Source organism: Pseudomonas sp. MAG733B, assembly GCF_036884845.1.
In the GTDB taxonomy this organism is placed as follows: Bacteria; Pseudomonadota; Gammaproteobacteria; order Pseudomonadales; family Pseudomonadaceae; genus Aquipseudomonas.
This window is the reverse complement of the sequence record NZ_CP145732.1, coordinates 4,240,562-4,267,503: the sequence shown is the minus strand read 5'-3', so window position 1 is coordinate 4,267,503 and position 26,942 is coordinate 4,240,562. Positions and strand designations below refer to the sequence as shown.

The window sequence follows — 26,942 nt, the reverse complement described above, 5'->3', positions numbered from 1 at the left end:
GCCTGATCGCTCTCACAGGTGTTTTACTTTCGCGCCGCGGTGCTGCTACGCAGCGTCAATTCAAACGGCAACACCACATGCCGCTGCGCCAGCGGCTTTTTCTCAATCAGCGCAATCAACATCTCGACGGCTTTCTGGCCGAAGACTTCGGCCGGTTGCGCAATGGTCGTCAGCGGTGGATCGCAGTACGCCGCGAAAGGGATGTCGTCAAACCCCACCAACGAAATATCCTCGGGTACGCGCAACCCCAACTGCTTGATGTGCTTTAACGCACCGATGGCCATCTCATCGTTTTCGCAAAACAGTGCCGTGGGACGTTCGGCGAGTTTCAGCATCGCCGCCGCGCCGTCATAACCGGCCTTCAGGCTGAAGTCGCCGTGACAGATCAGGGCCAAGTCGCTGGCAATGCCGGCGTGCTGCAAGGCGTCCTGATAACCGGCCACGCGGTCGCGGGTCAGCGGGCTGCTTTTCGGGCCTTTGATCAGGCCGATGCGGCGGTGACCGAGTTCGATCAGGTGTTCGGTCATGGCCTTGGCGGCGGCGCGGTTGTCGAGGCTGATGGTCGGATGGCGACCGCCCTGAATCACCTCACAGGCGTTGACGATGGGCGGTAGTTCGGCGCTGGGGAAGGGCGCTTCGAACGGATCGTAAGCGCGCAACTGGATCACGCCGTCGGCCTGATGGTTGTACACCAGCTCGGCGAATTCCCGTTCGATTTCCTCGCGACCCTGGGTGTCGCACAGCAGCAGGCGATAGTTGGCAGCCTGGGCAGCTTGTTGTGCGCCGCTGATGACCCGGGCGAAAAAGGTGTTGGCGATGGCCGGCACCAGAATCACCAGGTTGCCGGTCCTGCGCGAGCGGAATTGCACCGCCATCAGGTTCGGGCGATAGCCTGCCTGCTCCACGGCGGCGTTGACCTTGTCGCGGGTTTCGGGGAGCACGCGCTCGGGCGACTTCAGCGTTCGGGACACAGTGGCCACCGAGACACCGGCGAGCCGGGCTACTTCACGGATATTGGACAAGACCACCTCGTTATCGAACAGCGCGGCCGGCGAGCTTACCGCAGGTCGACGCTGCTCTGAAATGTTCGTGGATGTTAATCCGGGGTTTGACAGCTCCCCGAACTGAGCCTAAATTTCCGCCACGATGTAACCGGTTACATCATGACTGGATTCCCTTCCAAACAGAGAAAAAATGCAATGAACGCTGTCGTGCCAAAAATAAGAATGGGATTTGTCGGAGGTGGTGAAGGGGCCTTCATCGCCAAGGCTCATCGTCAAGCCGCAGGGCTCGATGGGCGCTTCGAACTGGTGTGCGGCGCATTCAGCCGTGATGCCCAAAACAACCAGAGCACCGGCGCAGCACTGGGCTTGCCGGCGTCACGCTGCTACAGCGACTGGCGGCAGATGATTGAAGCCGAGCGCGCCTTGCCCGCCGAGCAGCGCATGGAATTGGTGGTCATCGTCACTCCCAATCATCTGCATGCGCCGGTGGCCAGCGAAGCGCTGAACGCCGGTTTTCATGTGTTCAGCGAGAAACCTGCTGCGCTGAATCTGGGCGAGTTGCTGGCCCTGAAAGAGGTAGTCGAGCGCGGCAATCGTCTTTACGGCCTGGCCCATACCTATCTGGGTTACCCGATGGTCTGGCAGGCACGGGAGATGGTGCGCAGCGGCGTGATCGGCGCGGTGCGCAAGGTGATCGTCGAGTACCCCCAGGGCTGGCTCAGTCAGGACGTGGCCGGGCAGGGCAACAAACAGGCCGCGTGGCGTGATTTGCCCGAGCAGTCCGGGTTGGGCGGTTGCATCGGTGACATTGGCACCCATGCGTTTTCCCTCGCCGAGTTTGTCGCGGATCAACCGATCAAGCAGTTGTGCGCCATGTTGGGCGTGCACATCGAGGGTCGGCAGTTGGACGATGACGCCTCGATGCTGTTCAAGATGGCCGAAGGCGCCAGTGGCGTGCTGATCGCCAGCCAGGTCTGCGCAGGTGAAGAGAATCCGCTGAAAATCCGCGTCTACGCCGACAAGGGCGGGTTGGAGTGGCGTCAGGAAGAGCCGGCCAGCCTGATCCACCGCGCCCTCGATCAACCCATGCGTGTCTTGCGTTCCGGCGTCGGGCAGCCGTGGTTGTGCGAGGCCGCCAGCCAGCGCATGCGCCTGCCAGCCGGGCACCCCGAAGGCTATCTCGAAGCCATGGCCAATCTTTACGGCGACTTTGCCAAAGCGATTCGCGCCGACGTTGCTGGCCCTGATGCTCCCGGCGTACCGGGCATCGACGTCGGTCTGCGTGGCATGGCATTCATCGAGACCGTCATCGCCAACCATCGCGGCGACGCCAAGTGGACCGAACTGGTCTGCACCCCATGACCCTGGAGACTTCCGTGACCGATACCACTCAAACCTCCACCGGTATGCGCGGCCCGGGGATTTTCCTCGCGCAGTTCATGTCCGCCGAAGCGCCGTTCGACACCTTGGCAAACATCGCGCGCTGGGCGGCCTCCCAAGGCTACAAGGCCATTCAGTTGCCGACGCTGGGCACGCAATTCATCGACCTGGCGCGTGCCGCCGAAAGCCAGGATTACTGCGACGAATTAAAAGCCGTCTGCGCCGAGGCTGGTGTCGAGATCAGCGAACTGTCGACCCATCTGCAAGGCCAATTGGTGGCGGTGCATCCGGCGTTCGACACGCTGTTCGACGACTTCGCGCCAGAGCATTTGCGCGGGCAGCCGGAGGCGCGCACGGCATGGGCCATCGACCAGTTGAAACTGGCCGCGCGCGCCAGTCAGCGCCTGGGCTTGAAGGCTCATGCGACGTTTTCCGGGGCGCTGCTCTGGCCCTACATGTACCCGTGGCCGCAGCGTCCGGCCGGTTTGGTCGAGCAGGGTTTTGCGGAATTGGCCAAGCGCTGGTTGCCGATTCTCGATTGCTTCGAAGCGGCCGGTGTCGACCTGTGCTACGAAATTCACCCCGGCGAAGACCTGCACGACGGCGCCTCGTTCGAGCGTTTTCTCGAGGCGGTCGATCACCATCCCCGCGCCGCCATCCTTTACGACCCGAGCCATCTGTTGCTGCAGCAAATGGACTATCTGGGGTTCATCGACCGCTACCACGACCGCATCCGCATGTTCCACGTCAAGGACGCCGAGTTTCGCCCCGACGCGCGTTCCGGTGTCTATGGCGGCTATCAAGGCTGGGTCGAGCGGCCGGGGCGTTTCCGCTCGTTGGGCGATGGCCAGATCGACTTCAAATCGATCTTCAGCAAGCTGACCCAATACGACTTCGCTGGCTGGGCCGTGCTGGAGTGGGAATGCTGTTTGAAGGACTCCGCACAGGGCGCCGCCGAAGGGGCAGCGTTCATCGAGCGGCACATGATCACCAAGACCCGCAAGGCCTTCGATGATTTCGTCAGCGTGTCGTCCGACGAACAATTCAATCGACGATTGCTGGGCTTGCCCGACGCCTGATCGCTTCGAACACTCGCAAAAAACAACAATAAGACGGTGACTGTTATGACCACGATGACCGCGCGATTAAGCGCAATGATGTTCCTGCAGTTCTTTATCTGGGGTGGCTGGTTCGTCACCCTCGGTACGTTCCTCGCCAGCAACCTGGGCGCCAGTGGCGGGCAGATCGGCATGGCGTTTTCGACCCAGTCCTGGGGCGCGATCATTGCCCCTTTCGTGATTGGTTTGATCGCTGACCGTTTCTTCAACGCCGAACGCATCCTCGCGGTGTTGCATCTGGTGGGCGCGGTGTTGCTGTATCAACTCTATCGCGCGCCGGACTTCAGCTCGTTTTACCCGTTCGTGCTGGCCTACATGATGATTTACATGCCGACCCTGGCACTGGTGAACTCGGTCGCGTTTCGCCAGATGAGCGACCCTGCACTGGAGTTCTCGCGCATTCGCGTATGGGGCACCATTGGCTGGATCGTGGCCGGCGTGGTGATCAGTTTTGTGTTTGCCTGGGATTCGCAAGCGGCGATTTCCTCCGGCGGGTTGCGCAACACCTTCCTGATGTCGGCCATCGCCTCGCTGCTGCTGGGTCTCTATAGCTTCACTTTGCCACGCACTGCGCCACTGAAGCCGGAAGCGGGGCGTGTCGGTCTCAAGCAAATGTTGGGGCTGGATGCGCTGGGATTGCTCAAGGATCGCAGTTATCTGGTGTTCTTCATCGCCTCGATTCTGATCTGCATCCCATTGGCGTTTTACTACCAGAATGCCAACCCGTTCCTGGCGGAAATCGGCGTGACCAATCCCACGGCGAAGATGGCCATCGGGCAGGTGTCTGAAGTGCTGTTCATGCTGCTTCTGCCACTGTTCATTCACCGTTTCGGCATCAAACTTGCGCTCTTGGTCGGCATGCTCGCTTGGGCGTTGCGCTATCTGTTGTTCGCTTACGGCAACAATGGCGACCTGGCATTCATGCTGTTCACCGGCATCGCCTTGCATGGCATCTGCTACGACTTTTTCTTCGTCTCGGGGCAGATCTACACCGACGCCAAGGCTTCGGAGCGCTTCAGAAGCTCGGCTCAGGGTTTGATCACATTGGCGACTTACGGCTTGGGCATGCTGATCGGATTCTGGGTGGCGGGGCAGGTGACCGATCACTACGCCGCGACAGCCGGCAGCCACGACTGGAAGCACATCTGGCTGTTCCCGGCAGGTTTTGCGCTGTTGATCTTTTTCTGTTTCTCCCTGGCGTTCAAGGGCCGGGAAGCGGCGGTGGTGCAGACATCGCCTTGACCCTGTAGGAGCGAGCCTGCTCGCGAAAAGCGCCCAGACAACGCGTTCATTCAGACAGCGCGCGTTATCGTTGGCGACCATCGCGAGCAGGCTCGCTCCCACAATAGCTACAAGCAAGTCGTCGCCTGAAGGCTTGTAATGATTATGGTCGTAATATATTGTCTGCGCAAATGCCTCGTGGACACTATCTGGCGGGCCTGACTCATGAAAAGAAACGAACTGCGCAACATCGACCTGAACCTGCTGGTGGTGTTCGAAGCCCTGTTCCAGGAGCGCAACGTCACCCGGGCGGCGCACAAACTTGCGCTGAAACAACCGGCGGTCAGCAATGCCCTCAGCCGTTTGCGCGGTCTGTTCAACGATCCCTTGTTCATGCGCACAGGCCGGACGATGGAGCCGACACCCCGCGCGTTGTGGGTTGCGCAGCTTCTGGGACCGGCGCTGGATTCGGTGTGCGATGCGCTCGCCGATACGCGGGCATGAGCGGGACAAATCCCTTTTTTTTGTGCTTATACATGACGTTCATCATTAATAGTAATAGCCAAGTTCACTCCGTTCAATTCGTCGCTGCCTCGCGCGAGGCCGAGACTCCGCAAACTTCTTAACCGTCTGGCGGACACCCCTTATGGAACAGTCACTCAAACCTTTTCGTTATCCCTTTGCCGCGTTGGCCCTCACGATGCTCGCCGCTTGCGATCGTGCGCCCGATGTCGCCAAAGCACCGGGGGCGCCGCACGTTACCGTCGCCAAGGTGATCGAACAGCCGATCACCGAATGGGACGAAGTCACCGCGCGCCTTGAAGCGCCGGAAACCGTCGAGGTCCGTCCTCGTGTGTCGGGGCAGATTGAACGTGTCGCCTTCACCGACGGTGCATTGGTGAAGAAAGGGGATTTGCTGTTCCAGATCGATCCACGGCCGTTCGAGCACGAAGTAGAACGGTTCCAGGCCCAACTGCAACAAGCCCGGGCAACGCTCGTCCGCACCGCCAATGAAGCGCAGCGCGGGCAGCGTTTGCTCGGCAGCAACGCGATTTCCGCCGAGCTGGCCGATACCCGCACGACCACCGCGCAGGAGGCCAAGGCCGGGGTCGATGCCATTCAGGCGCAGCTCGACCTTGCACGCCTGAACCTCAGTTTTACCCGCGTCACCGCGCCGATCACCGGCCGCGTCAGCCGTGCGGAAATCACCGCCGGCAACATCGTCACCGCCGACACCACGCCGCTGACCAGCGTCGTCTCCACCGACAAGGTCTACGCCTACTTCGATGCCGACGAACGCCTGTTTCTCAAGTACAGCCAACTGTCTCGTCAAGGCCAGCGCGGCCAGACGACACCGGTTTACATGGGCTTGTCGAACGAGGAGGGCAACAGCCATCAGGGGCAGATGAACTTCGTCGACAACCAGGTCAATCCCAAGACCGGCACCATTCGCGGTCGCGCGGTGTTCGACAACGCCGACGGCCAATACACCCCCGGTTTGTACGCGCGCCTGAAACTGGTGGGCAGCGCCGCTTACGCCGGGCTGCTGATCAAGGACGAAGCGGTGGGCACCGACCTGGGCAAGAAATTCGTGCTGGTGATCGATCAGGACAACAAGGCTGTGTACCGCAACGTCGATCTCGGGCCGAAGCTTGAAGGCTTGCGCATTGTGCGTAGCGGTTTGCAGAAAGAGGACCGCATCGTCATCAACGGCCTGCAACGGGTTCGTCCCGGCGCCGTGGTCGCCCCTCAAGATGCGCCAATGGCCGACGCGGAAACCGTTGCGACACTGAGCCGCCAACGGCAGGCAATCGAGGCCGGCAATCATCCTGCACCCGTGAAATCACCGGCCCTGGTGAAAACCGATGCGGCTGTCACTCCTCGCGGATAAGGGAACATCGACATGAAATTCTCTCAGTTCTTTATCACGCGACCGATCTTCGCAGCGGTGCTGTCGCTGCTGATCCTGATCGCCGGCGGCATCTCGCTGTTCCAATTGCCGATCAGCGAATACCCCGAAGTGGTGCCGCCAACCGTGGTGGTGCACGCCAACTATCCGGGCGCCAACCCCAAGGTCATCGGCGAAACCGTCGCCGCGCCGCTGGAGCAGGCGATCACTGGCGTCGAGAACATGCTGTACATGTCCTCGCAGTCGACGGCGGACGGTCGCTTGACCCTCACCGTGACCTTCGCCCTCGGCACCGATCTGGATAACGCTCAGGTCCAGGTGCAAAACCGCGTGACCCGCACCGAACCGAAGTTGCCGGAGGAGGTGACGCGCATCGGCATCACCGTCGACAAAGCCTCGCCGGAGCTGACCTTGCTGGTGCACCTGGTGTCGCCGGACAAGCGCTACGACATGCTCTACCTGTCCAACTACGCGATCCTCAACGTCAAGGATGAGCTGTCGCGTCTGAACGGTATCGGCGATGTGAAGATGTTCGGCATCGGTGACTACTCGCTGCGGATCTGGCTTGACCCGGACAAGACCGCTTCGCGCAACCTGACTGCCACCGACGTGGTCAACGCCGTGCGCGAGCAGAACCGTCAAGTCGCTGCCGGGCAACTGGGCTCACCGCCTGCACCGAATGCCACCAGCTTCCAGATGTCGATCAACTCCCAAGGGCGATTGGTCACCGAGGAAGAATTCGAAAACGTGATCATCCGCAGTGGCCCGAACGGCGAGATCACCCGCCTCAAGGACATTGCCCGGATCGAGCTGGGTTCCAACCAATATGCGCTGCGCGCCTTGCTCAACAACCAGGAAGCGGTGGCCATGCCGATCTTCCAGCGCCCCGGTTCCAATGCCATCGACGTCTCCGACCAGGTTCGGGCGAAGATGACCGAGCTGAAGAAAAACTTCCCGGAAGGCATGGACTACGAGATCGTCTACGACCCGACCATCTTCGTGCGCAGCTCGATTGAAGCGGTGGTTCACACGCTGTTCGAAGCGCTGATTCTGGTAGTGCTGGTGGTGATCCTGTTCCTGCAAACCTGGCGCGCCTCGATCATTCCATTGGTCGCGGTGCCGGTGTCGCTGATCGGCACCTTTGCCGTGATGCATTTGCTCGGCTTCTCACTCAACGCGCTGTCGCTGTTCGGTCTGGTGTTGGCGATTGGCATCGTGGTCGACGATGCGATCGTGGTGGTGGAGAACGTCGAGCGCAATATCGAATCTGGTCTGGAACCGGCTGAAGCGACCAAGAAAGCCATGGGCGAGGTGACGGGTCCGATCATCGCCACGGCGCTGGTGTTGTGCGCGGTGTTCGTCCCGGCGGCGTTCATCTCCGGCCTCACGGGGCAGTTCTATAAACAGTTCGCGTTGACCATTGCCATCTCGACGGTGATCTCGGCCTTCAACTCCCTGACCCTGTCGCCAGCGTTGGCGGCGGTGCTGCTCAAGGCCCACGGCGCGCCGAAAGACCGCTTCTCCAAAGTGTTGGACAAGTTGTTCGGCGGCTGGCTGTTCAAGCCCTTCAACCGCTTCTTCGAAAAGGCCAGCCATGGCTATGTGGTTGCCGTGGCCAAGATCATTCGTGGCAGCAGCGTGGCCTTGCTGGTTTACGCCGGGCTGATCGCCATGACCTATATGGGCTTCAGCACCACGCCGACCGGTTTCGTACCGACCCAGGACAAAAAGTACCTGGTGACCTTCGCGCAATTGCCGGATGCCGCCAGCCTTGATCGCACCGAGTCGGTCATCCGGCGCATGAGCACCATCGCCATGAACGAACCGGGTTTCGACAGCGCCGTGGCGTTCCCCGGCCTGTCGATCAACGGCTTCACCAACAGCCCGAACGCCGGTATCGCCTTCATCGGTTTGCGCCCATTCGATGAGCGCAAGGACCCGAGCCTGTCCGCCGGGGCGATTTCCGCTTCGTTGAACGCCAAGTTCGGCGGCATTCAGGACGCCTACATCGCGGTGTTCCCGCCACCGCCCGTGCAAGGTTTGGGCACCATCGGCGGTTTCCGTTTGCAGATCGAAGACCGGGGTAACCTCGGATACGACGAGCTGTACAAAGAAACCATGAACATCATTACCAAGAGTCGTAGCGTTCCAGAGCTGGCGAATCTGTTCACCAGCTACACGGTCAACGTGCCGCAGGTGGAAGCGGCGATCGACCGCGAGAAAGCCAAGACTCACGGCGTGAAGATCAACGACATCTTCGACACTTTGCAGGTGTACCTGGGCTCGCTGTACGCCAACGACTTCAACCGTTTTGGCCGGACCTATCAGGTCAACGTGCAGGCAGAGCAACAGTTCCGCCAGGAGCCGGAGCAAATTGGTCAGTTGAAGGTGCGCAATGATCGCGGCGAGATGATCCCGCTGGCGACCTTCGTCAAGGTCAGCCCGACGTCGGGGCCGGACCGGGTCTCGCACTACAACGGTTTCGTCACCGCCGAAATCAACGGCAGTGCGGCGCCAGGCTACAGCTCCGGCCAGGCCCAGGCAGCAATTGAGAAGCTGCTCAAGGAAGAATTGCCCAACGGCATGACCTACGAATGGACCGACCTGACCTACCAACAGATCCTGTCCGGCAACACCGCGTTGCTGGTGTTCCCGCTTTGCGTGCTGTTGGCGTTCCTGGTGCTGGCGGCGTTGTACGAGAGCTGGAGCCTGCCGCTGGCGGTGATCCTGATCGTGCCGATGACCCTGCTGTCGGCGATTGCGGGGGTGATCATTTCCAAGGGCGACAACAACATCTTCACCCAGATCGGCCTGATCGTACTGGTAGGTTTGGCGTGCAAGAACGCGATCCTGATCGTCGAGTTCGCCAAGGATAAACAGGAGCAAGGGCTGTCGCCGCTGGACGCTGTTCTCGACGCGTGCCGCATGCGTTTGAGGCCGATCCTGATGACTTCGTTCGCCTTCATCATGGGTGTGGTGCCGTTGGTGACGTCCACCGGTGCCGGTTCGGAAATGCGTCGTGCCATGGGTGTGGCGGTGTTCTCCGGGATGCTCGGCGTGACCTTCTTCGGCCTGCTGCTGACCCCGGTGTTCTTCGTCCTGATCCGCCGCTACATCGAACGCAAGCAAGCGCGCCAGCAAACCAAAGCGCTGAACCTGGAGGTGCAACCATGAATGCTCTGAAGTTGTTTCTACCCAGCCTCCTGGTGACTGCATTGGCCGCGTGCACGGTCGGACCGGATTTCAAAACCCCCGATACCGCACCGGCAAACAGTGTTTACGCCAAGGCGTCGAACTACGACCAGTCGCGCTTTGAACGGGTGTGGTGGCAGCAGTTCGACGACCCAACGCTCAATCAGCTAGTGAGCAAATCCCTTGAGGGCAACCGCGACCTGCGCGTGGCGTTTGCGCGCTGGAAAGCCGCCCGGGCGATTCGTGATGACATCAGCAACGACAATCTGCCAGTGGTCACCAGTCGCGTCAGCAGCCAGCAAGGTCGTTCGCAGGTTCCTGGTCAAACCGAGAACCGTGTCAATCTCGAACGTTATGACCTCGGGCTGGACATGGCCTGGGAAATCGACCTGTTCGGCCGCATCCAGCGTCAGCTCGAATCGAGCGATGCGCTGGAAGACGCCGCGGCGGCGGATCTCTATCAGTTGCGGGTGACCATGATTGCCGAACTGGTAGATGCCTACGGGCAACTGCGCGGGGCGCAACTGCGGGAAAAAATCGCCTTGGCCAACCTGAAAAACCAAAGCGATTCACGCGCAGTCACGGTCAGCCTGCGTGATGCCGGCGTGGGCAACGAACTCGATGTGGTGCGTGCCGACGCTCGTCTGGCCGCGGTCGAGGCGAGCGTGCCGCAGCTGCAAGCGGAACAGGTCCGACAGAAGAATCGCATCGCGACCTTGCTGGGTGAACGTCCGGATCAGTTGAGCGTGTCCTTGAGCCCGGCGGATTTGCCGGCGATCACCAAAGCGCTGCCGATCGGTGATCCGGGCGAGTTGTTGCATCGTCGTCCCGATGTAATGGCGGCTGAGCGCAGACTGGCATCCGCCACGGCGGATGTCGGCGTGGCCACGGCTGACCTGTTTCCTCGGGTCAGCTTGAGCGGATTCCTTGGCTTCACCGCCGGGCGCGGTTCGCAAATCGGTTCCAGCGCCGCGCGTGCCTGGAGCCTCGGTCCGAGCATCACTTGGGCGGCCTTCGATCTGGGCAGCGTGCGCGCCCGCATCCGTGGGGCGAATGCCGATGCCGAAGGCGCGCTGGCCACCTATGAACAGCAAGTGTTGCTGGCCCTGGAAGAATCCGAGAATGCCTTCAGCGACTACGGCAAACGCCAACAACGTTTGCTGTCGCTGATCAAGCAAAGCGAATCGAGCCGCGCAGCGGCAGATCTGGCGGGCATTCAGTATCGGGAGGGATCGGTCGACTATCTGGTGCTGCTCGATGCCGAGCGTGAGCGTTTGAATGCGGAGGATGCGCAGGCCCAGGGTGAGATCGACCAGTACCGGGGGATTGTTGCGATCTACAAAGCGCTGGGAGGAGGGTGGGACAGTGGCGGCAATAAGGTAGTGGATGGGAAACTTTCGACCCTTGCGCACGCTTCTAACTGAACCGCGAACGCAACTGTGCCGGACTGACGCCAAGGCGTTGCTTGAAGACCGTCGCCATGTGCGCGTGGGAGTTAAAGCCGCAGATGTGCGCGATCTCCGTCAGCGTTGCTGCTGAATCGCGCATCAGGGCACGTGCTTTGGCGAGGCGGCGGTCGATCAGGTAACTGTGCGGGCTCATGCCCGTCGTGTTCTTGAATGCCCGCATGAAATATCCTTCCGACAATCCCAGCAACTGCGCCATCGCCGGAACACCCAGCGGGCCGTCGAGGCCCGCGTCGATGAACTCGTCGAGCAGGCGCATCCGGCTGCCGGTTATCGCACCCTGGAACGGAGCCGGCAGCGCTTGGTTAGCCTGCGCCCGTTCAGCCAGTGCCAGCGCCCAGGCTTCCCAATCGTCGTCCACCGAGGCCCGTAACAGCGCGCTGCGTATTCGTAGGGCGAGGGCGGTCGCCTGTTGATCGATTTGGTTGTTGAAGGGGCGATTTCCCTCCAGTGCAATACCGTCGGTGCGGATCACCCGCAGGTATTCACCGCCCTTGGGCGACTCGGACAATACGTCACACCCGGTGGGGACGAATGCCAGGCTGTTGGGCACGGCATCGAAGGGTTGTATTCGGTCGCTGCCGATAGCATGCAGGCCGCGCTGGCTATCGAAGGCAAAGCCAATCGCCGACTGGGTCGCGACGTACCGGGTTTCGTACGCGGCGCCCGGCAACAATTCAATCGCCCATGGGCCGGCCTCGACCCGGCGGACCGGTTCGGATGGGGGCGGCAGAAGCAGGCGGTTTCGATGGCTCATGAACCGCATCATAGTGAAGACGAGGCATAAAAGTCAGGTCAGTTTTCTGAAAGCCATGAGACTCAGACCGTGCCTACACTGGGAAAAATCCTAGGGAGACTACTCATGCACAGACTGACTCGCGACGATATCGAACAGGCGGCCCGCCAGGTTTACCAGGTAATGCCTGCCACCGCCCAATACCGTTGGCCCTTATTGGCTGAGCGGTTGGGTTGCACGGTGTGGGTCAAGCATGAAAATCACACACCGACCGGCGCTTTCAAGGTGCGCGGCGGCATTACCTTCATGAACTGGCTCAAACGCGAGCATCCCGAGGTGAAGGGCATTGTCACCGCCACCCGCGGCAACCATGGGCAGAGCCTGGCGCTGGCGGCAAGCGCGGTGGGCTTGCATGCGCTGATTGTCGTTCCGCAAGGAAACTCGCTGGAAAAGAACAATGCCATGCGCGGCTTCGGCGGCGAAGTGGTGGAGTACGGCCGTGATTTCGACGAGGCCCGCGAAGAGGCCGCACGCCTGGCGCAAGCGCATGGGCTCTATCTGGTTCCGCCGTTTCATACGGAACTGGTCAAGGGCGTGGCGACCTATGCGCTGGAACTGTTCAGCGCGGCGCCGGACCTCGACACCGTCTACGTGCCGATTGGCTGTGGATCGGGGATTTGCGCGGTGATCGCCGCCCGCGACGCATTGGGCCTGAAAACCGAAGTGGTGGGTGTGGTTTCCACCGAGGCGGCGGCCGCGAAACTGTCGTTCGAGACAGGCGCCATCTGTGAAACCCCCTCCGCGAATACCTTTGCTGACGGTCTTGCCGTACGCAGGCCGATTCCTGAAGCCTTTGCCGTCTATGCGGCCGGTGCGGCGCGGATCGTGTCGGTCAATGAGGCGCAGATTGCCGAGGCCATGCGCGTGTATTACACCGATACCCACAACCTCGCTGAAGGGGCTGGCGCGGCGGCCCTGGCAGCGCTGATTCAGGAGCGCGAAGCAATGTCGGGAAAAAAGGTGGGGGTGATTCTTTCCGGCGGAAACATTGACCGAACCGTGTATGCGAAAGTGATTGCGTGAACGACGGGCGCTCCCGTCATCACGCAAGCCTCAGAGCAGACTCCACGACACCCCGACATACATCGCCATTCCTTCACCCGGCGTGGACCGCGCCGCGTCCAGCCCTTTGTCGTCGTAACCCGGGGTGACGGTGGCTGCGTAGTGCTTGTCGGTCAGGTTGCGCATGTCCAGCCACGTTTGCCAGTCACCCTTGGGCGCGTTGTAGCCCAAGGTGGCGCCGAATATCGCGTAGGGATCGGCGTAATAACTGTTGGCGTAATCCACCGCCACTTTGGACACCAGCTGCGTATTGAGCGCGGCGAAGAAGCCTTGGGTCCAGTCGTAGCGCAACTCGCCCTGGTAGTAGTGCATCGGCAGGCCCGGCAGGCGGTTGTCGCCGAAGCGGTCGTCGTCGCGGTAGTGGAAGTCACTGAAGGTATAGCTCTGGCGCAGGCTCAACTGGCCGCCATCGCCCGGCGACCACAGGTTGCTTTGCAGGCTGGCTTCCACGCCCTGGTGCACGGTGGGGCTGGCGTTGAGTTCGTAGGGGGTGACGGCGTTGGCATCCGGCAACACCGAGAGCAGTTCGTTGTGCACTTGGGCGTAATACCAGGCCAGGCTCCATTGTCCCAGCGCACTGTCGCCACGGCCGCCGATTTCCAGAGTGGTCGCCGTCTGGTTTTTCAGCTCGATCGGATCACGCTGGGTGCCGGTGGCGGGGCCGCTGCCGACCGGGAAGCGTTGGTTGGCGCTGTAGATCAGCGACCACGGGTGCGGCGCCTCGACCGAGCGACTGAGGTTGCCGAAGATTTGCAGGTCGGGTGTCAGCTGGTAGCGCAGGCCCAGACGCGGTGCGTAATCCCAGTCGCCCAGGCTGGTCTTGCCACCTCCGTCCGGATACGTCACGGCACTTTCGCGGCGGGTATAGATCGCTGCGAGACCAGTGGTCAGCCACAGGTCGTCGGCGATTTCCAGATCATTGCCCACATGCAGAACGGAATCCGAGCCCTGGTAGGTGAAGTTGCGCATGTGCGTGCCCGGCGCGTAGCCGGCAGTGTTGCCGGCGGGAATGCGCACCAGCTCGCTGGCCCCGGCATTGGGTAGGTGCTTGGTCACCCGCAGGCCAACCGTGCTTTGGCTTTGCAGCCCCCACAGGGTGTCGCGCCGCTTGTAGTCGAACGTGCCGCTAACATCCGTGTACGCCACTTTCAGGCGGTTGGGGCCTTCGCGCAGATCCATCGGGTAGTCGTGGTAGACGAGACCGGTCTGGATGCTTGAATCGTCATCGATGTAGTAAGTGGTCTTGTTGCCGATGAAGGTGCTGCCCGGCTGTTCACGGCTGTCGTCCCGCGTCACGTAGGCCGGGTTGGCCGCGCGTGGATCGTGTTCGATGGAGTGTTTGGTCACCCGCCCGGCGAGGTCGTTGTCGGTCTGGCGGTAGCGTAGGTAGAAGCGGGTTTCCAGGTTCGGGTTGAAGCGATAACCGAAGTTGGCGATCACGCCCTGGCTGTCGCTGGCCGTGTGGTCCTGATAGCCATCGGCATTTGAATCGGTCGTCGACAAGTAGTAATCGAAATCGCCCAGCACCTGCCCGGAGCTGACCTGGCGCTGCTGATAGCCATGGCTGCCCGTCGCGTAGCGCACTTGCAACTTCGGTGCGTCGTAGCCGGTGTGGCTGACGTAATCGATGGCGCCGCCCAGGGCCAGTGCGCCGCGATCGAAACCGTTGGCGCCGCGCAGCACTTCCACATGGTCGAGCCACAACGGCTCCAGCAATTCATAGGGCGTGCCGCCGGGGCCGGTCAGCGGCAGACCGTCGAGCATGGCGTACAGCCCCGAGGCATGGGCGCCCGGTGCCCGGTTGATCCCCGATCCGCGGATCGAAATTTTTACCCCTTCATTGCCCGCCGACTGGGCATAGACCCCCGGTTGGTAAGCCAGCACGTCCTGATTGCTGGCCACGCGACCTTGCAGCGGGCGGCGCATGTCGACCACGTTGGTGCCGCCGGGCACCTGGGCCAGCCGCGCCTTGGCGTCGTCGATTCTCTGGTCTTCGTCGCTCTGGTCCTCTGCGCCGATCAGCACTTGCCCCAGCTCCAGGCCTTGGGCTTCGGTCATGGCCGGACAGACAAGGGCCAGACCCAGCAGCGCGGCGGGCAGGGAGTTGGGCGAGGGCATTGAGAATTCTCCAGACGTACAGGAACGGGCAGTGAACACTGCGACGTATGGAAGAACGAAGTGAGCACATGGCAATTTTGTTTTTTTGCCGAACGCTGCCAGTAAAAAGGCGATTAACCCAAATCATCGGCCTGATGCCGCTCGGGCACCTGGCTTACCTCATCGCCCCACGTACGGTTGACGCGCTGTCCACGCAGCACCGCAGGCCGGTTGGCGATGTCTTCGGCCCAGCGCTGCACGTGGGTGTATTCGTGCGCAGAAAGAAACTCGGCAGCGGAGTACACGTTGTCTTGCACCAACTGACCGTACCAGGGCCATACCGCGATATCGGCGATGGTGTAGCTGTCACCGGCCAGATAGCGGCTTTCGCTAAGGCGACGATCAAGGACATCGAGCTGACGCTTGGTCTCCATCGTGAAGCGGTTGATAGGGTATTCGAGCTTATCCGGCGCGTAGGCATAGAAGTGCCCGAAGCCGCCGCCGAGGTAGGGCGCAGCACCCATCTGCCAGAAGAGCCAATTCAAGGTTTCGGTGCGTCCTGCCAGATCGGTGGGCAGGAAGGCGCCGAATTTTTCCGCCAGATAAAGCAGTATCGAGCCGGACTCGAACACGCGAATCGCCGGTTCAGCGCTGCGGTCCAGCAATGCCGGGATCTTCGAGTTCGGGTTGATTTCGACAAACCCACTGGAGAACTGATCACCGTCGTTGATGCGGATCAACCAGGCGTCGTATTCCGCGCCGCAATGTCCGAGCGCCAGCAACTCCTCAAGCAGGATGGTTACCTTCACGCCATTGGGTGTGGCCAAGGAGTAAAGCTGCAACGGATGCTTGCCGACCGGCAATGCCTTGTCATGGGTGGGGCCGGCAGTCGGCCGGTTGATGCTGGCGAACTGGCCGCCGGACGGGGCGTTGTTTTTCCAGACCTTAGGAGGAACGTAGGACGCTTTGCTCATCAGACCAACCTCATCGTTTGCTTGCGGCGATCACATGGACCGCGGATGGACAATTCTCTGGATCATAAAAGAAAGCCGCCAGGAAAATCAGCGCGCATGATCGACCTCATCAAAAACACCTTTGAGGTATTGGGCCAAGTGGTCATACACCAGCCGTACCCGCGCAGGCACCGGGCCGCGTTGGGGGCGGTAGATGAACAACTCCAACGGAACAGGCGCACAGTGCGGCAGCAGAGCGATCAGATGCCCGCTGGCAAGGTGTGTGGTGATCAGGTAGTCGGGAAGTTGGGAGATGCACAGGCCCGAGAGGACAGCTTCGCACTCGACTTCCTGATCATCGCAGGTAAAGGCGGGTTGACTGGGCACGAACTGTTGCTCATCGGCAAAGTACCAAGGCCAGATGCGGCCGTTGTTGCGGTCGACCAGCGCGGATAACGGCAGGCGTTGCAGATCGAGTGGACTGGCGGGGAGGCCGCAGCGTTGCACCAGCTCCGGCGTCGCCACGACCTGCAAACCGATGGGCGCGATCACGCGGGCAATGTAGCTGCGGTCGCGGACAAAGCCGACGCGAATGCCTATGTCGATTTTTTCATCGACGGCGTCCACCATCACATCGTTCACACGCAGGTCCAGTTCGATTTCAGGATGTTCACGCAGCAGCGGAGCCAGCAGCGGCACCAACATGCGGTGGCCGATTGACTGCGTCACGGTGATCCGCACCCGACCTTTCACTTCCTGATCACGGGCGCGACTGTGTTGGCTGAATAGCTGCTCGATGCCGCTCAACGCCGGGCGCGCCTGCTCCGCCAGGCGCTCCCCGAACGCACTGATCTGCACCTGGCGGGTGTTGCGATGGAACAAGGGCTCGCCAAACATGCCTTCCAGCTCTTTGATCGCGCGGGTCACGGCCTGCGGTGAGATGCCCAAGGCATTGGCCGCTTCGCGAAAGCTGCCTGATTCGGCGGCGCAGCAGAATATACGGAGCAGTTCGGTGCGATTGAGCATGGGATTGTTCCTATTTCTGGAATTCCGAAATCCTATCTATTCCATTCATTTCACTAAAGCTTTTTTCCATACTCCGGGCCATGCAGAAATCGTTCTGCTCTTTTCCAGGTGTAAGGAGATCAACATGAGCAACAACATCAGCGGCAAAGTTGTGGTTATCACTGGCGCCAGCAGCGGACTGGGTGAAAGCACCGCCCGTCACCTGGCCGCTCGCGGCGCCAAGGTCGTATTGGCAGCGCGGCGTGAAGAGCGGTTGCAAGTGATTGCCGAAGAAATTCGTGCCGCCGGTGGCGAAGCGCTGGCCGTTGCGACCGATGTCACGGTGCAGGCGCAAGTGCAGGCGCTCGTCGCGGCCACGGTCGAACGGTTCGGCCGTATCGACGTGATGGTCAACAACTCCGGCCTGATGGCGATTGCACCCATGGCTCAGGGGCGCACGGATGAGTGGGACCGGATGATCGACATCAACATCAAGGGTGTGCTCTATGGCATCGCCGCCGCCTTGCCACACATGCAACAGCAAAACAGCGGACACATCATCAACATCGCCTCGGTGGCCGGGATCAAGGTGTTCGCGCCGGGCGGCACGGTGTACAGCGGCACCAAGTACGCGGTCCGGGCCATCACCGAAGGTCTGCGCATGGAAGTCGGCGGTAACATCCGCACGACCCTGATTTCCCCCGGCGCGGTGGACTCGGAACTCAAGTACGGCAGCGCGGACGAAGCGTCTTCGAACAACGTGAATGAGTTCTACAAGCAGGCTATCCCGGCGGACTCTGTTGCACGGGCCATTGCCTACGCGATCGAACAGCCCGCTGAAGTGGATATCAGCGAAGTGGTGCTGCGCCCGACCGTTCAGGAGTTTTAAAAAAACCTGACCGGTTCAATACAACGCCAAAGGCCCCGGACACTGCGAAGTGCCGGGGCCTTTTGATTTTATGGCTTGTCTGCGCAGGTGTGGCCTTCCATCACCCCGGCTGCGTTGGTACTGGTCGTTACTCGCGCACGTTCTGATACAGCATCAACCTTGAGGTTTCATGCATGGCGCGGGTCAACTCCACCAGGCGCTTGAACTCTTCAGGGTTTTGCTCTGCCACGTTGTCCAGCGGCGTCTTCGACGCCAGGTCGTGGAGCGAAGGCGAGCTGCCGTCGTGCTCCATTTGCACCATGTAATGTTGAGTCACGCCGGCAATCAACGGGAACGTACCCTCGCGCAGCACCAGCGGTACCACGCGCTCGCCTTCGGGCGCAGGCTGCTGGATATCACGCCCCATGCCGCCGTTGCGGAACTCAAGACCGGCCATGCCCGCCACGGTTGGCAGCAAGTCCACCAGACCAACCGCTTCCTCGACCTTGCGCGTCCCGAGCAAGCCCGGGGCGTGGATGATCATCGGCACCGCATTGCTTTCCAGGCCCAGTTGCTCATAGGCCGGGGCCAGGTAAGGGATCTGGGCGATACGGGTGTTGTGGTCGCCAAACAGCACGAAAATGGTGTTGTCGTAGTAGCCGCCAGCCTTGGCGATTTCCATCAGGCGTCCGATGTTGAAGTCCAGCAGGCGCACGGCGTTGTATTGCTCGACACTGCGCGATCCTGCGGCCTGGACTTCTTCGAGGGTAGGGTGCTTGACCTCGAATCCGTCATTTGTCTTGGGAATGGTGAAAGGGCGATGGTTACCGGCAGTCTGCACATACGCAAAGAACGGTTTGTCCATGGGCAGCGCTTGCAGGATGCGGTCGGTTTCCTTGAACAGGTCCAGGTCCGAAATCCCCCAGACATCCACCACCGGGGATTTCCAGTCCCGCTCTTCGAACAAGCGAACGCCGTCGATGCTTTGCCGGATCAGGGCATTCATGTTGGCCCAGCCGGAGTTACCGCCGATGGTGTAGATCTTCTCGTAGCCGGTGAAGGCATTGATCAGGGAGTGCTGTTTGGTGATCAACGGGTTACGCGTTGCCGATTCCTGGCGCGTGACATCCGGAATCCCGGTAATGCTGGCCCAGACAGTTTTAGCGGTCCCCGTCACCGGCACATAGAAGTGTTCGAAGAACCAGCTCTGCGTGGCCAGGCGATCGAGATTGGGTGTCGGATTGATCGGGTTGCCATAGGCGCCGACGGCACTGGTGCCCAGCGATTCGAGCATGACGAACATCACGTTCGGCGGCCGGGAACCCGGTACTTTGTAGGGTTGCGGTGCCTGGTGACGTACGAAGTTGAGGGTTTGCGCGTCGGGCTGATCGACGCCCAGGTAGTTGGTCATGACCGGGTAAAGTTTGCGCACCTGCGCTTCGTCATAGCGCGACTGGCCGACCTTGACCGTGTCATAGAGGAAAATCACCGGGTTCAGGCCCAGTGCGGCAATCTGGTTATTGCCCGAGAAGAAAGCATCGCTCCAGCGCAACGGCACAGGGTTTTCCAGGTTCATGTGCTCGACACGACCTAAAATGCCCAGCAACACCACCACGAGCATCACCGCACCACCCCATGTGGCGGAGAGCGGGTGAATGGGCTTGCGGGGGCGGTCCAGCGTCACGCGTTCCAGACGCACCAGCGCCAGTGTCACCAACGCGACTGTTGCCAGCCAACCCAGGGAAATCCAGACAACCGGGTAGGTTTGCCAGACCATGTCACGGGATATTTGTGCATCATCGATGAAGCGCAGGACGGTGGCGTTGATCCTCACGCCCAGGTAAGCGTAATGCCCGAAATCGATGATGTAGACCAGCAGCAGGGCACCCAGGGCCAGCACAATGTATACGCGTGCGATCAGGCGGAGCAGACGGCTGTTGACTAGGTTCCAGCGAGGAATCGAGGCCAGTAACGCCAGCGGCAGCATCACCAGGATGGCCAGGCGCAGATCGAAACGAAAGCCGATGCCCAGGGTTTCCAGGACCGCATCCTGGTCGATCAGGGCTTTGGCGTCGAAACCGGAAAAGCCGAAAAAGAACACCACCCGTAGCAGGGCAAACAGCACAAACAGAATCGCTGTTGCGCCCAGCCAATAGTGCAAACGTCTCGAATGCAGCCAACCCATCCATGTTCCCCTGTTAAAAAGTTTTGTTGAATCTCAAGCCGTTCGATTGCGCACTGAGCCGCGTCGCTTGTTCAGGAAGCCATACGTCCAGCGTGCTAAGAGCAGCACAAGTGCCGCGCAGCAATACAAGCCCAGTAGCGGATCAACCAGGTAATCCCAATAGTTTTGCGAAGGTTTGATCCCGGCGATGAAGGCCAGGGTCGCGCCGGCCAGCATCACGACAGCCAGACCGTTGCGCAGGTAAAACAGACCCAATGTCAGCAGGCCGAAGAAAATCAGCATCGGACGCGGACTGTAGCCAAACCGATAAGGGTCCAGATCACTTAGACCCAGGGTTGCCGGGTACAACACCAGCGCCAACGCGGCGAATAGGATCAATACGCAGTTCCTGTCCTGCTGCGCTGGCGGCAAGAAGCCCAGCCGCCGTTGACAACCCCACGCCATGAATATCAGCGTCGTGATCGCCAGGTCGTCAATGTGGCTGCGCAAATACACGGCCAACGACAACCCGTCCACGGGTATGAAACTGGTGGCCAGCAAGGTGACCAGCAGGGCGATTCGCCAGGCCCTGTTCAAACCAAAAGACGGCAGCAGCAGGAAGCTGATCATCGCGAAGCTGACATGGGCTTGCCAGAGGTTAATCATTTGAGACGCTCGGACAGCCACGCTTCGTTGAAGCTGACGTGCTTGATGAACGTGTTGTTCCAGGAGTAAACCAAGTGATACATGCCGTCTGGACTACGAATGAAGTAGGGGTATTCATATTCAAACTCACACCCTTTGCTTTTGCAGACGCGCTTATCGAGGTTGTCGAGAAATTGCGCCGCCAGCGGTTGGCGCAGCGCTCCACTGGAACCGCGGAACTCATTGCCGATGATTTCCTTGTAGGCCTCGGGTGAGAACGGATCGCCCTCTGGATCAGGCGACTTGTCCAGGTCACGCAACGAGCGCCAATCGTCCATTTTTGCGTCCGTGCCATAAAGGCTTAGCTTGAAACGCCCCTCTTGCAGGTCATTGAGCGCTACCAGCAAGCCATGCTCGGGGGTTGCGACGGCCGCCAGCGAGGAATTGGGATTCCATGGCTCGAGCGGATACGGTTCACTCCACGTTTGCCCGGCGTCTTCAGTGCGGGTGGCCAAAACCCGGTGGTGGGTGTTGCCGGCATAACGCAACAAGGCGATGCCGCGCTGCCCGTCCAGCGGAACCACGGTGGGTTGTAGTGAGTTCTTGCCGTGGCTGATGCGGTACTTGTCGATCACATTGCCGTCAGCGCTCAAGTACAGGTACTCGGCGAACTTACCCAGGAATTCGTGGTAGACCGGTAGACCGATGGAGCCGTCGGCATGAAAAACCGGTGCCGACCGGACGAGGGTGCTGATGTTCAGAAAGGGCGACGTGATCAGTTGGCGCGGAGCGGACCAATGTTCACCGAAGTCGTCGGAAACCATCACGTTCACCGCACTCCCGGCCCAGCCACCCATGGACACGGACACGTAGAACAGCCATAGGCGATTGTCCGGCGCCAGAGCAATCACCGGGTTGCCCAGCTTGCGAATGTATTTTTGCGTGCCCTGTTGGGTTGAATCCCGAGTCGCCAATACCTGTTCGGCACCCCATTCGCCGGTTTTTGCATCGAAGCGGGCGGAACGCACCTGCACATCGGCGGCGCCTTCACGCGTGCCGGCGAACCAGGCTGTCATCAAGCTACCGTCAGGCAAAGCTGTCACGGCTGAGGAGTGCACGAAGTCGACGAGCCCGGAGGAGGCGAAACGGCTGGTATAAATGGGCTTGGCCACTTGATCGGCCACGGCCAGCACTGGCTTCATCAATGCAAAGGAAGAGTGCGTGTTGGCAGGACTGGCGAACCATGCGGCCGCAAAGAGGCACGACAGTGCCAGATAAGCACCGAGAGCAGGTATACCGGGAAGTTTGATGCGCATATTAAGGCTAGGCATCTCATGGCCCGATCAGGAGGCGTAACCTATCACTTGTAGTCGCTGGCCCGATTTTTAGCGAGCGGTTTATTTGTAAGTAAATGTTTTCCGGTCTGATCGCGACGTTGGTGAACTGGCTCGCAGCGGGATGAATCACGATTGCAATCAGAGGGATGCACTTGATTGTTGATTCAAACCCATCGGAATTGAGCCGGAAATCTTGCGACAAAACAGGTTCCCGTCTCCCGCGTCGAGGAGACACTCAAGGTCCCGTTATGGGCGGTGGCAATCTGGGAGGCAATGTAAAGGCCCAGTCCCAAGCCTTCACCGCGTTGCCCGGCTTCCGATCGGGTAAAAGGCTCAAACAACAGCGGGATTAATTGAGCAGGAATGGGCGCACCCTGATTGGTGACGGAAATAACCACCTCTTCACCCTCGGTACAGGCCCGCACGTTGACCGGCTCCGCAACGGAACCGTGGGTAATCGCATTCCCCAGAAGATTGGATAACAACTGGCTGATACGCAGGGCGTCGCAATAGACGCCCGCCGGCAGGTTCAACTGCGGTACAAGGTTTGCCTGGGGAACAGAGGCCTGCACCTCTTCTACGGTCAAACGCAGGGTGCGCTCCAGGTCATCGACCAGTTTGCGCTGGATCGGTATCCCGCTTCCCAGCCGTCCGCGCGCAAAATCGAGAACATTTTCAATCAGTACGCCCATGCGTATCGAGCTGTTGCGAATGGCCGAAATCAGGTTCAGGGATCGCTTGTCCGTTGTTTTGGTTTCCAGCAGATCGGCACTCATGCGAATTGCGCTCAATGGCGTTCGCAGGTCGTGCCCGAGCACGGCGATGAACTGCTCGCGCAGCCGCCCCAGCTCATTGGCGTTGACCAACTCGGCCTTCGTTTCTGCCAACCGGTGCTGAGTGTCGAGACTCATCGCGATCAATTGGGCGAAGAGTGTGAGGGTCTGGGCAATGGCGGGCTCATCCAGGTTCGCAGGCACCGAGTCAATGGCGCACAAGGTGCCGAAAAAATCGCCGTTGGCTCTGATGATGGGAATGGAGATGTAGCTCTCCAGCCCATAAGTCCTGGGAGTATGGTGCAACGAAAAAACCGGATGGGCGCTGGCGTGACCGAAAATCACGGGCTGTCGGTGTTGCCGAATCTCATGGCAGATGGTCGACTCAAGCACCAGTTCACCACCGGGTTTCAACCCGAAATCGATGGAATCATCGACGGCGCATGCCACCCAACTCCTTTCCGTGACTCTCGCCACCGCCGCGAAACGCATCCCGGTGAGATGTTTGACCATGCTCAAGATCACCGGCACAGCATCAATGCTGCTGATGGCGTCAACGTCTAGTGAAAACTCTGGGTTGGTCATGGAATAGCGATTCAGAAAGGAGATTGACCAGCGTATCCCTAATTCGCCAACCTGGCCAACCAGCGAGATGTGGGGGGCGAATTGGGTTAGAACCATGGTCTTGGTCGCATAAAGTTGTAATACGCGGCATTGCTCGACAGAATCGCGCCCCATCCGGCCAAAGGTACCGGACGTGCGTGGTGAAAAGGGGCTGCAGTTGAACGAACAGACATTGTCCATGCGCCTGGAACGCGTGGCGGCGCATGTGCCGGCAGGTGCGCGCCTGGCCGATATCGGATCGGATCACGGCTACCTGCCAGTGGCGTTGATGCGCCGTGGCGCCATTGCGGCGGCGGTGGCGGGCGAGGTGGCATTGACGCCGTTTAGCGCCGCCGAACGCACGGTGCGTGAAAATGGCCTGGACCAGCAAATCATCGTGCGACTGGCGAGCGGCCTGGCGGCGATCGAGCAGGCAGACGAGATCACCGCAATCAGCATCTGCGGCATGGGCGGCGAGACGATCCGCGACATCCTTGACAGCGGCAAGGCGCGCCTGAGCGGTCAGGAACGCCTGATCCTGCAACCCAACGGCGGCGAGCAGCCACTGCGCCAATGGCTGATGGACAATGGCTACCGCATCCTCTGCGAGGAACTGCTGCGGGAAAACCGCTTCGACTACGAAATCATCGTCGCCGAGCGTGCCGGGCCGGTGGAGTACACCGACGAGGAACTGTACTTCGGTCCGCTACAGATGCAGGCCCGCAGCCCGGCGTTCCTGGACAAATGGCGGCGCATGTTGCATCAGAAGCACAAGACGCTAGCCAGCTTCGCCCATGCGCGGCAGGCCGTGCCTGAGGACAAGGTGCAAGACCTTGCCCGGCAGGCCCGGTGGATTACCGAACTGCTGGCTTGAGCCCGATTATCTAGATCGAAAGGACGAATCGGCGTTCGTCCCCGGCCTTGGCGCTTGTAGCTGGCGGTTCAAGCAAGAACCCGCACCGGCCCAGTACTTTCTTCGAGCCGATATTCGCCTCATAAACATAAGCAACCAATTGCGTAAGCCCCCAGCGCATCTGTGCCTCCTGGATCAGATGCTTGAGCGCCAGTGTCGCCAAACCCTGACCGCAAGCGCGCTGATCGATCCGATAACCTACCTCTGCAGTGCTGTTCGCTGAGTCAATGCTTTTCAAGTTCGCTCGACCCACGATTTCTCCGTTGTCGCTTTCGATGACAAACGGATGCCAGGCGCCGATGGCAAAGTCGGACAAGTAACATTCAATATGCTCGGCGACACCCGTCAGTGTGTAAAAGGCAGGGTCGCGCGCATCGATATGGGATTCGAACCATTCGCGGTTCTGAATTTCGAAGGCCAGCAACGCTTCGCTATCCGTAATGCTCAGCTCGCGCACTCTGAATGGCTTCATTGATCACACCTCCTGTGCTTTAGGCCGAACGCAGACGATTGCGACGTCACCTTAGAAAACGCCAGGTGCCTCGTCAATTTTCCTGAGGTGTTATCTCGTGCAGGCAGCCTGCGCAAACAAGGTCCGGGGCGTGTGTATCGCTGTGTATCCGAACCCGCCGTACGGAGACTGGCTTACAAATGCCCCTCGAACCGGATACATCCGGGATACACGGCTGCAGTCAAATAGCCCTGCCTTAGCGAGAAAGCAAACGCGCCTCGCACCACGGCTTATCGCCCTTAGTGGCAATGACCTTAGCGGCCTGGCCGCACACAGTAATCCGGAGAATCACCATGTCCCGTATGTCGAACAAATCCCGTATTGGCCTGATCGCTGTTGCACTGGCCGGCAGCATGAACCTCGCTTCCACCGCTTTTGCCGCAGAAGCGCTGCCCCAGGGCTACCAACTGGCCGCCGCCGAAAAGACCGGTGAAGGCAAGTGTGGCGAAGGTAAATGTGGCGCTGAAGAATCCGGCGCCAAAGTGACCAAGGCCGGTGAAGGCAAATGCGGTGAAGGCAAGTGCGGCGACGCTTCGTTCGCCCGTACCGACACCGACCACGACGGTCGCGTTTCGCTGAAAGAACTGCTGACCGTTGCCCCACAGGGCGGTGAAGAGTTCAAGGCGATGGACACCAACAACGACGGTTTCCTCTCCGAAGGCGAAGTCTACAAATTCCGCACCAACCAGTTCACCTCCAACGGCAAGAAAGTACCGACCGAACTGTTCACCAAAATGAGCAAAGCCCAGGGCTGATCACTCGATACGGCTGTAAAAAAACCTCCCCGGGTTCGCGCCCGGGGAGGTTTTTTTATGGCCGCTGAAATACCTGTCAGTCGAATGCGCTGCGATAGGCGAACAGGCCGGGCAGGCCACCGGTCATCACGAACAATAGATTGCTACCCGCCGGGTAATCGCCCCGGCGCACGGCGGCCAGCAGTCCGGCGAAGGCTTTGCCGCCGTAGACCGGATCCGTCAGCAAGCCTTCCTGGGACGCGAGCAGGCGTACAGCTTCGAGCATCGTTTCGGTCGGCGCGCCATAGGCCTCGCCGCGTTGACTGCCATCCACGCGAATCGCGCTGTCGGCCAGCGTTGTGGACTTATCAAGCAGCTGCAAAACCTGACGGGTTTTTTCCAGAGTCGTGGACGTGGCCTGCTCCTCGGTCGCCAGTACCGAATAGGCGAGGATCTGCGTCGTCGCTCCGGCCAGGGTGACACCCGCCAGCAGTCCCGAGTGCGTCCCGGCGCTGCCATTGGGCACGATGATTCGCTCGAATTGCACGCCCAGCGCGTCAGCCTGGCGCAGGATTTCGGCCGCGCACGCGGCATAACCCAGGCTGCCCCGTGGACTGGAACCGCCCAACGGCATGACAAAGGGTTTTTTACCCAGGCTCTTGAGCTTCTCGACCAACTGCGCCGCATAGGCATCCGGCATCACCCCTCGAGGTAGCCGATGAACCTTCGCGCCAAAAAGTCCGTCCAGCAGGACGTTGCCGTTGTGGCAAAAGTCGTCATCGGTGCGCACGGCGGACGGGGTCAGAATCAGCTCGCAGGCCAGGCCCTGGCGGGCCGCCACGGCAGCGGTCAGTCGTGCATGGTTGGACTGAAAACCGCCCCAGGTCACCAGCGTGTCGGCGCCTTCGGCCAGTGCTTCGCCGAGCAGGAATTCCAGTTTGCGCAGCTTGTTGCCGCCACCGCCGAGTCCGGTCAGGTCATCGCGTTTGACGTAGAGGTTGCAGCCATTGAGTTCGGGCAACCGGCTCAATCGGGACAGTTTCTGGATCGGTGTCGGGCCTTCGAGCAATGCCACCCGTGGGTAAGCGGCCAGCGCGGCATCAAGATGATTCAAATCGTGGGGCATGAAGGTTCGCTCGTGGAGTGAAAGAACGCAGTGCGTCGGCCACTGTAAAAAGCCCCAAAGTGAAG

22 protein-coding genes are annotated in these 26,942 nt (G+C 60.4%); 11 read left to right on the top strand and 11 right to left on the bottom strand.

From position 1 onward, the window contains the following. Window positions 1-23: 23 nt before the first annotated feature. Window positions 24-1,022, bottom strand: a complete 999-nt coding sequence (locus V6Z53_RS19480) for a LacI family DNA-binding transcriptional regulator (RefSeq protein ID WP_338581245.1) — start codon at window positions 1,020-1,022, stop codon at window positions 24-26. A gap of 177 nt (window positions 1,023-1,199) precedes the next feature. Here V6Z53_RS19480 and V6Z53_RS19475 point away from each other — a divergent pair, with 177 nt between their 5' ends. From V6Z53_RS19475 to V6Z53_RS19445, 7 genes are all read left to right on the top strand, one after another. Further along, window positions 1,200-2,366: a Gfo/Idh/MocA family oxidoreductase gene (locus V6Z53_RS19475; RefSeq protein ID WP_338581244.1), complete on the top strand. Its 1,167-nt coding sequence runs from the start codon at window positions 1,200-1,202 to the stop codon at window positions 2,364-2,366. 44 nt (window positions 2,367-2,410) lie between these two features. Next, on the top strand, window positions 2,411-3,463 hold the full coding sequence (locus tag V6Z53_RS19470) for a sugar phosphate isomerase/epimerase family protein (RefSeq protein ID WP_338586530.1): 1,053 nt from the start codon (window positions 2,411-2,413) through the stop codon (window positions 3,461-3,463). 45 nt (window positions 3,464-3,508) lie between these two features. Further along, window positions 3,509-4,744, top strand: coding sequence for a nucleoside permease (locus tag V6Z53_RS19465; protein WP_338581243.1), 1,236 nt, complete (start codon window positions 3,509-3,511; stop codon window positions 4,742-4,744). A 204-nt stretch (window positions 4,745-4,948) separates the two neighbouring features. Further along, entirely contained in the window at window positions 4,949-5,227 is a 279-nt protein-coding gene (locus tag V6Z53_RS19460) for a LysR family transcriptional regulator (RefSeq protein WP_338581242.1), read from the top strand. A 142-nt stretch (window positions 5,228-5,369) separates the two neighbouring features. Then, window positions 5,370-6,614 (top strand): efflux RND transporter periplasmic adaptor subunit, encoded by a 1,245-nt coding sequence (locus V6Z53_RS19455; RefSeq protein ID WP_338581240.1) that lies wholly within the window; start codon window positions 5,370-5,372, stop codon window positions 6,612-6,614. Window positions 6,615-6,626: 12 nt separating this feature from the next. Next, window positions 6,627-9,806, top strand: coding sequence for an efflux RND transporter permease subunit (locus V6Z53_RS19450; RefSeq protein ID WP_338581239.1), 3,180 nt, complete (start codon window positions 6,627-6,629; stop codon window positions 9,804-9,806). After that, window positions 9,803-11,248, top strand: coding sequence for a TolC family protein (locus V6Z53_RS19445; protein ID WP_338581238.1), 1,446 nt, complete (start codon window positions 9,803-9,805; stop codon window positions 11,246-11,248). The genes V6Z53_RS19450 and V6Z53_RS19445 overlap by 4 nt, the downstream gene beginning before the upstream one ends. Here V6Z53_RS19445 and V6Z53_RS19440 read toward each other — a convergent pair. Beyond that, the gene (locus V6Z53_RS19440; RefSeq protein ID WP_338586529.1) at window positions 11,241-12,056 is read right to left on the bottom strand and encodes an AraC family transcriptional regulator; all 816 of its coding nucleotides are present in this window, start codon (window positions 12,054-12,056) and stop codon (window positions 11,241-11,243) included. The two genes, V6Z53_RS19445 and V6Z53_RS19440, sit on opposite strands and share 8 nt — an antisense overlap. A gap of 96 nt (window positions 12,057-12,152) precedes the next feature. Between V6Z53_RS19440 and V6Z53_RS19435 the strand changes: the two genes are divergently transcribed. Then, window positions 12,153-13,109 carry a threonine dehydratase gene (locus V6Z53_RS19435; protein ID WP_338581237.1) on the top strand — a complete coding sequence of 319 codons (957 nt, stop codon included), beginning with the start codon at window positions 12,153-12,155 and terminating at the stop codon, window positions 13,107-13,109. Between the two features lie 30 nt (window positions 13,110-13,139). Here the strand turns inward: V6Z53_RS19435 and V6Z53_RS19430 are convergent, their stop codons facing one another. The 3 genes from V6Z53_RS19430 to V6Z53_RS19420 all read right to left on the bottom strand — a co-directional run bounded on the left by V6Z53_RS19430 (window position 13,140) and on the right by V6Z53_RS19420 (window position 17,224). Continuing rightward, complete coding sequence (locus V6Z53_RS19430) at window positions 13,140-15,266, bottom strand: TonB-dependent receptor (protein WP_338581236.1); 2,127 nt, start codon at window positions 15,264-15,266, stop codon at window positions 13,140-13,142. A gap of 113 nt (window positions 15,267-15,379) precedes the next feature. Further along, window positions 15,380-16,219 (bottom strand): glutathione-dependent disulfide-bond oxidoreductase, encoded by an 840-nt coding sequence (gene yghU / locus V6Z53_RS19425; protein WP_338581234.1) that lies wholly within the window; start codon window positions 16,217-16,219, stop codon window positions 15,380-15,382. An 87-nt stretch (window positions 16,220-16,306) separates the two neighbouring features. After that, window positions 16,307-17,224: a LysR family transcriptional regulator gene (locus V6Z53_RS19420; protein ID WP_338581233.1), complete on the bottom strand. Its 918-nt coding sequence runs from the start codon at window positions 17,222-17,224 to the stop codon at window positions 16,307-16,309. Window positions 17,225-17,348: 124 nt separating this feature from the next. On the opposite strand from V6Z53_RS19420, the gene V6Z53_RS19415 reads away from it, so the two are divergent. Further along, window positions 17,349-18,092, top strand: a complete 744-nt coding sequence (locus V6Z53_RS19415; protein WP_338581232.1) for an SDR family oxidoreductase — start codon at window positions 17,349-17,351, stop codon at window positions 18,090-18,092. Between the two features lie 127 nt (window positions 18,093-18,219). Here the strand turns inward: V6Z53_RS19415 and V6Z53_RS19410 are convergent, their stop codons facing one another. From V6Z53_RS19410 to V6Z53_RS19395, 4 genes are all read right to left on the bottom strand, one after another. Continuing rightward, complete coding sequence (locus tag V6Z53_RS19410) at window positions 18,220-20,256, bottom strand: LTA synthase family protein (protein ID WP_338581231.1); 2,037 nt, start codon at window positions 20,254-20,256, stop codon at window positions 18,220-18,222. A gap of 33 nt (window positions 20,257-20,289) precedes the next feature. Continuing rightward, window positions 20,290-20,901, bottom strand: coding sequence for a hypothetical protein (locus tag V6Z53_RS19405; RefSeq protein ID WP_338581230.1), 612 nt, complete (start codon window positions 20,899-20,901; stop codon window positions 20,290-20,292). Beyond that, complete coding sequence (locus tag V6Z53_RS19400; RefSeq protein ID WP_338586528.1) at window positions 20,898-22,196, bottom strand: sialidase family protein; 1,299 nt, start codon at window positions 22,194-22,196, stop codon at window positions 20,898-20,900. The genes V6Z53_RS19405 and V6Z53_RS19400 overlap by 4 nt, the downstream gene beginning before the upstream one ends. Window positions 22,197-22,381: 185 nt before the next feature. Then, window positions 22,382-23,575 carry a GAF domain-containing sensor histidine kinase gene (locus V6Z53_RS19395; RefSeq protein ID WP_338586527.1) on the bottom strand — a complete coding sequence of 398 codons (1,194 nt, stop codon included), beginning with the start codon at window positions 23,573-23,575 and terminating at the stop codon, window positions 22,382-22,384. Between the two features lie 196 nt (window positions 23,576-23,771). Here V6Z53_RS19395 and V6Z53_RS19390 point away from each other — a divergent pair, with 196 nt between their 5' ends. Beyond that, a complete protein-coding gene (locus V6Z53_RS19390; RefSeq protein ID WP_338581229.1) occupies window positions 23,772-24,467 on the top strand; it encodes a class I SAM-dependent methyltransferase in 696 nt (231 codons plus the stop codon). A 10-nt stretch (window positions 24,468-24,477) separates the two neighbouring features. On the opposite strand, the gene V6Z53_RS19385 is transcribed toward V6Z53_RS19390, so the two are convergent. Further along, window positions 24,478-24,978 (bottom strand): GNAT family N-acetyltransferase, encoded by a 501-nt coding sequence (locus V6Z53_RS19385; RefSeq protein WP_338581227.1) that lies wholly within the window; start codon window positions 24,976-24,978, stop codon window positions 24,478-24,480. Between the two features lie 332 nt (window positions 24,979-25,310). Between V6Z53_RS19385 and V6Z53_RS19380 the strand changes: the two genes are divergently transcribed. Then, a complete protein-coding gene (locus V6Z53_RS19380) occupies window positions 25,311-25,772 on the top strand; it encodes a hypothetical protein (RefSeq protein ID WP_338581226.1) in 462 nt (153 codons plus the stop codon). A 76-nt stretch (window positions 25,773-25,848) separates the two neighbouring features. On the opposite strand, the gene V6Z53_RS19375 is transcribed toward V6Z53_RS19380, so the two are convergent. Then, a complete protein-coding gene (locus V6Z53_RS19375) occupies window positions 25,849-26,877 on the bottom strand; it encodes a D-cysteine desulfhydrase family protein (RefSeq protein WP_338581225.1) in 1,029 nt (342 codons plus the stop codon). Window positions 26,878-26,942 lie beyond the last annotated feature (65 nt).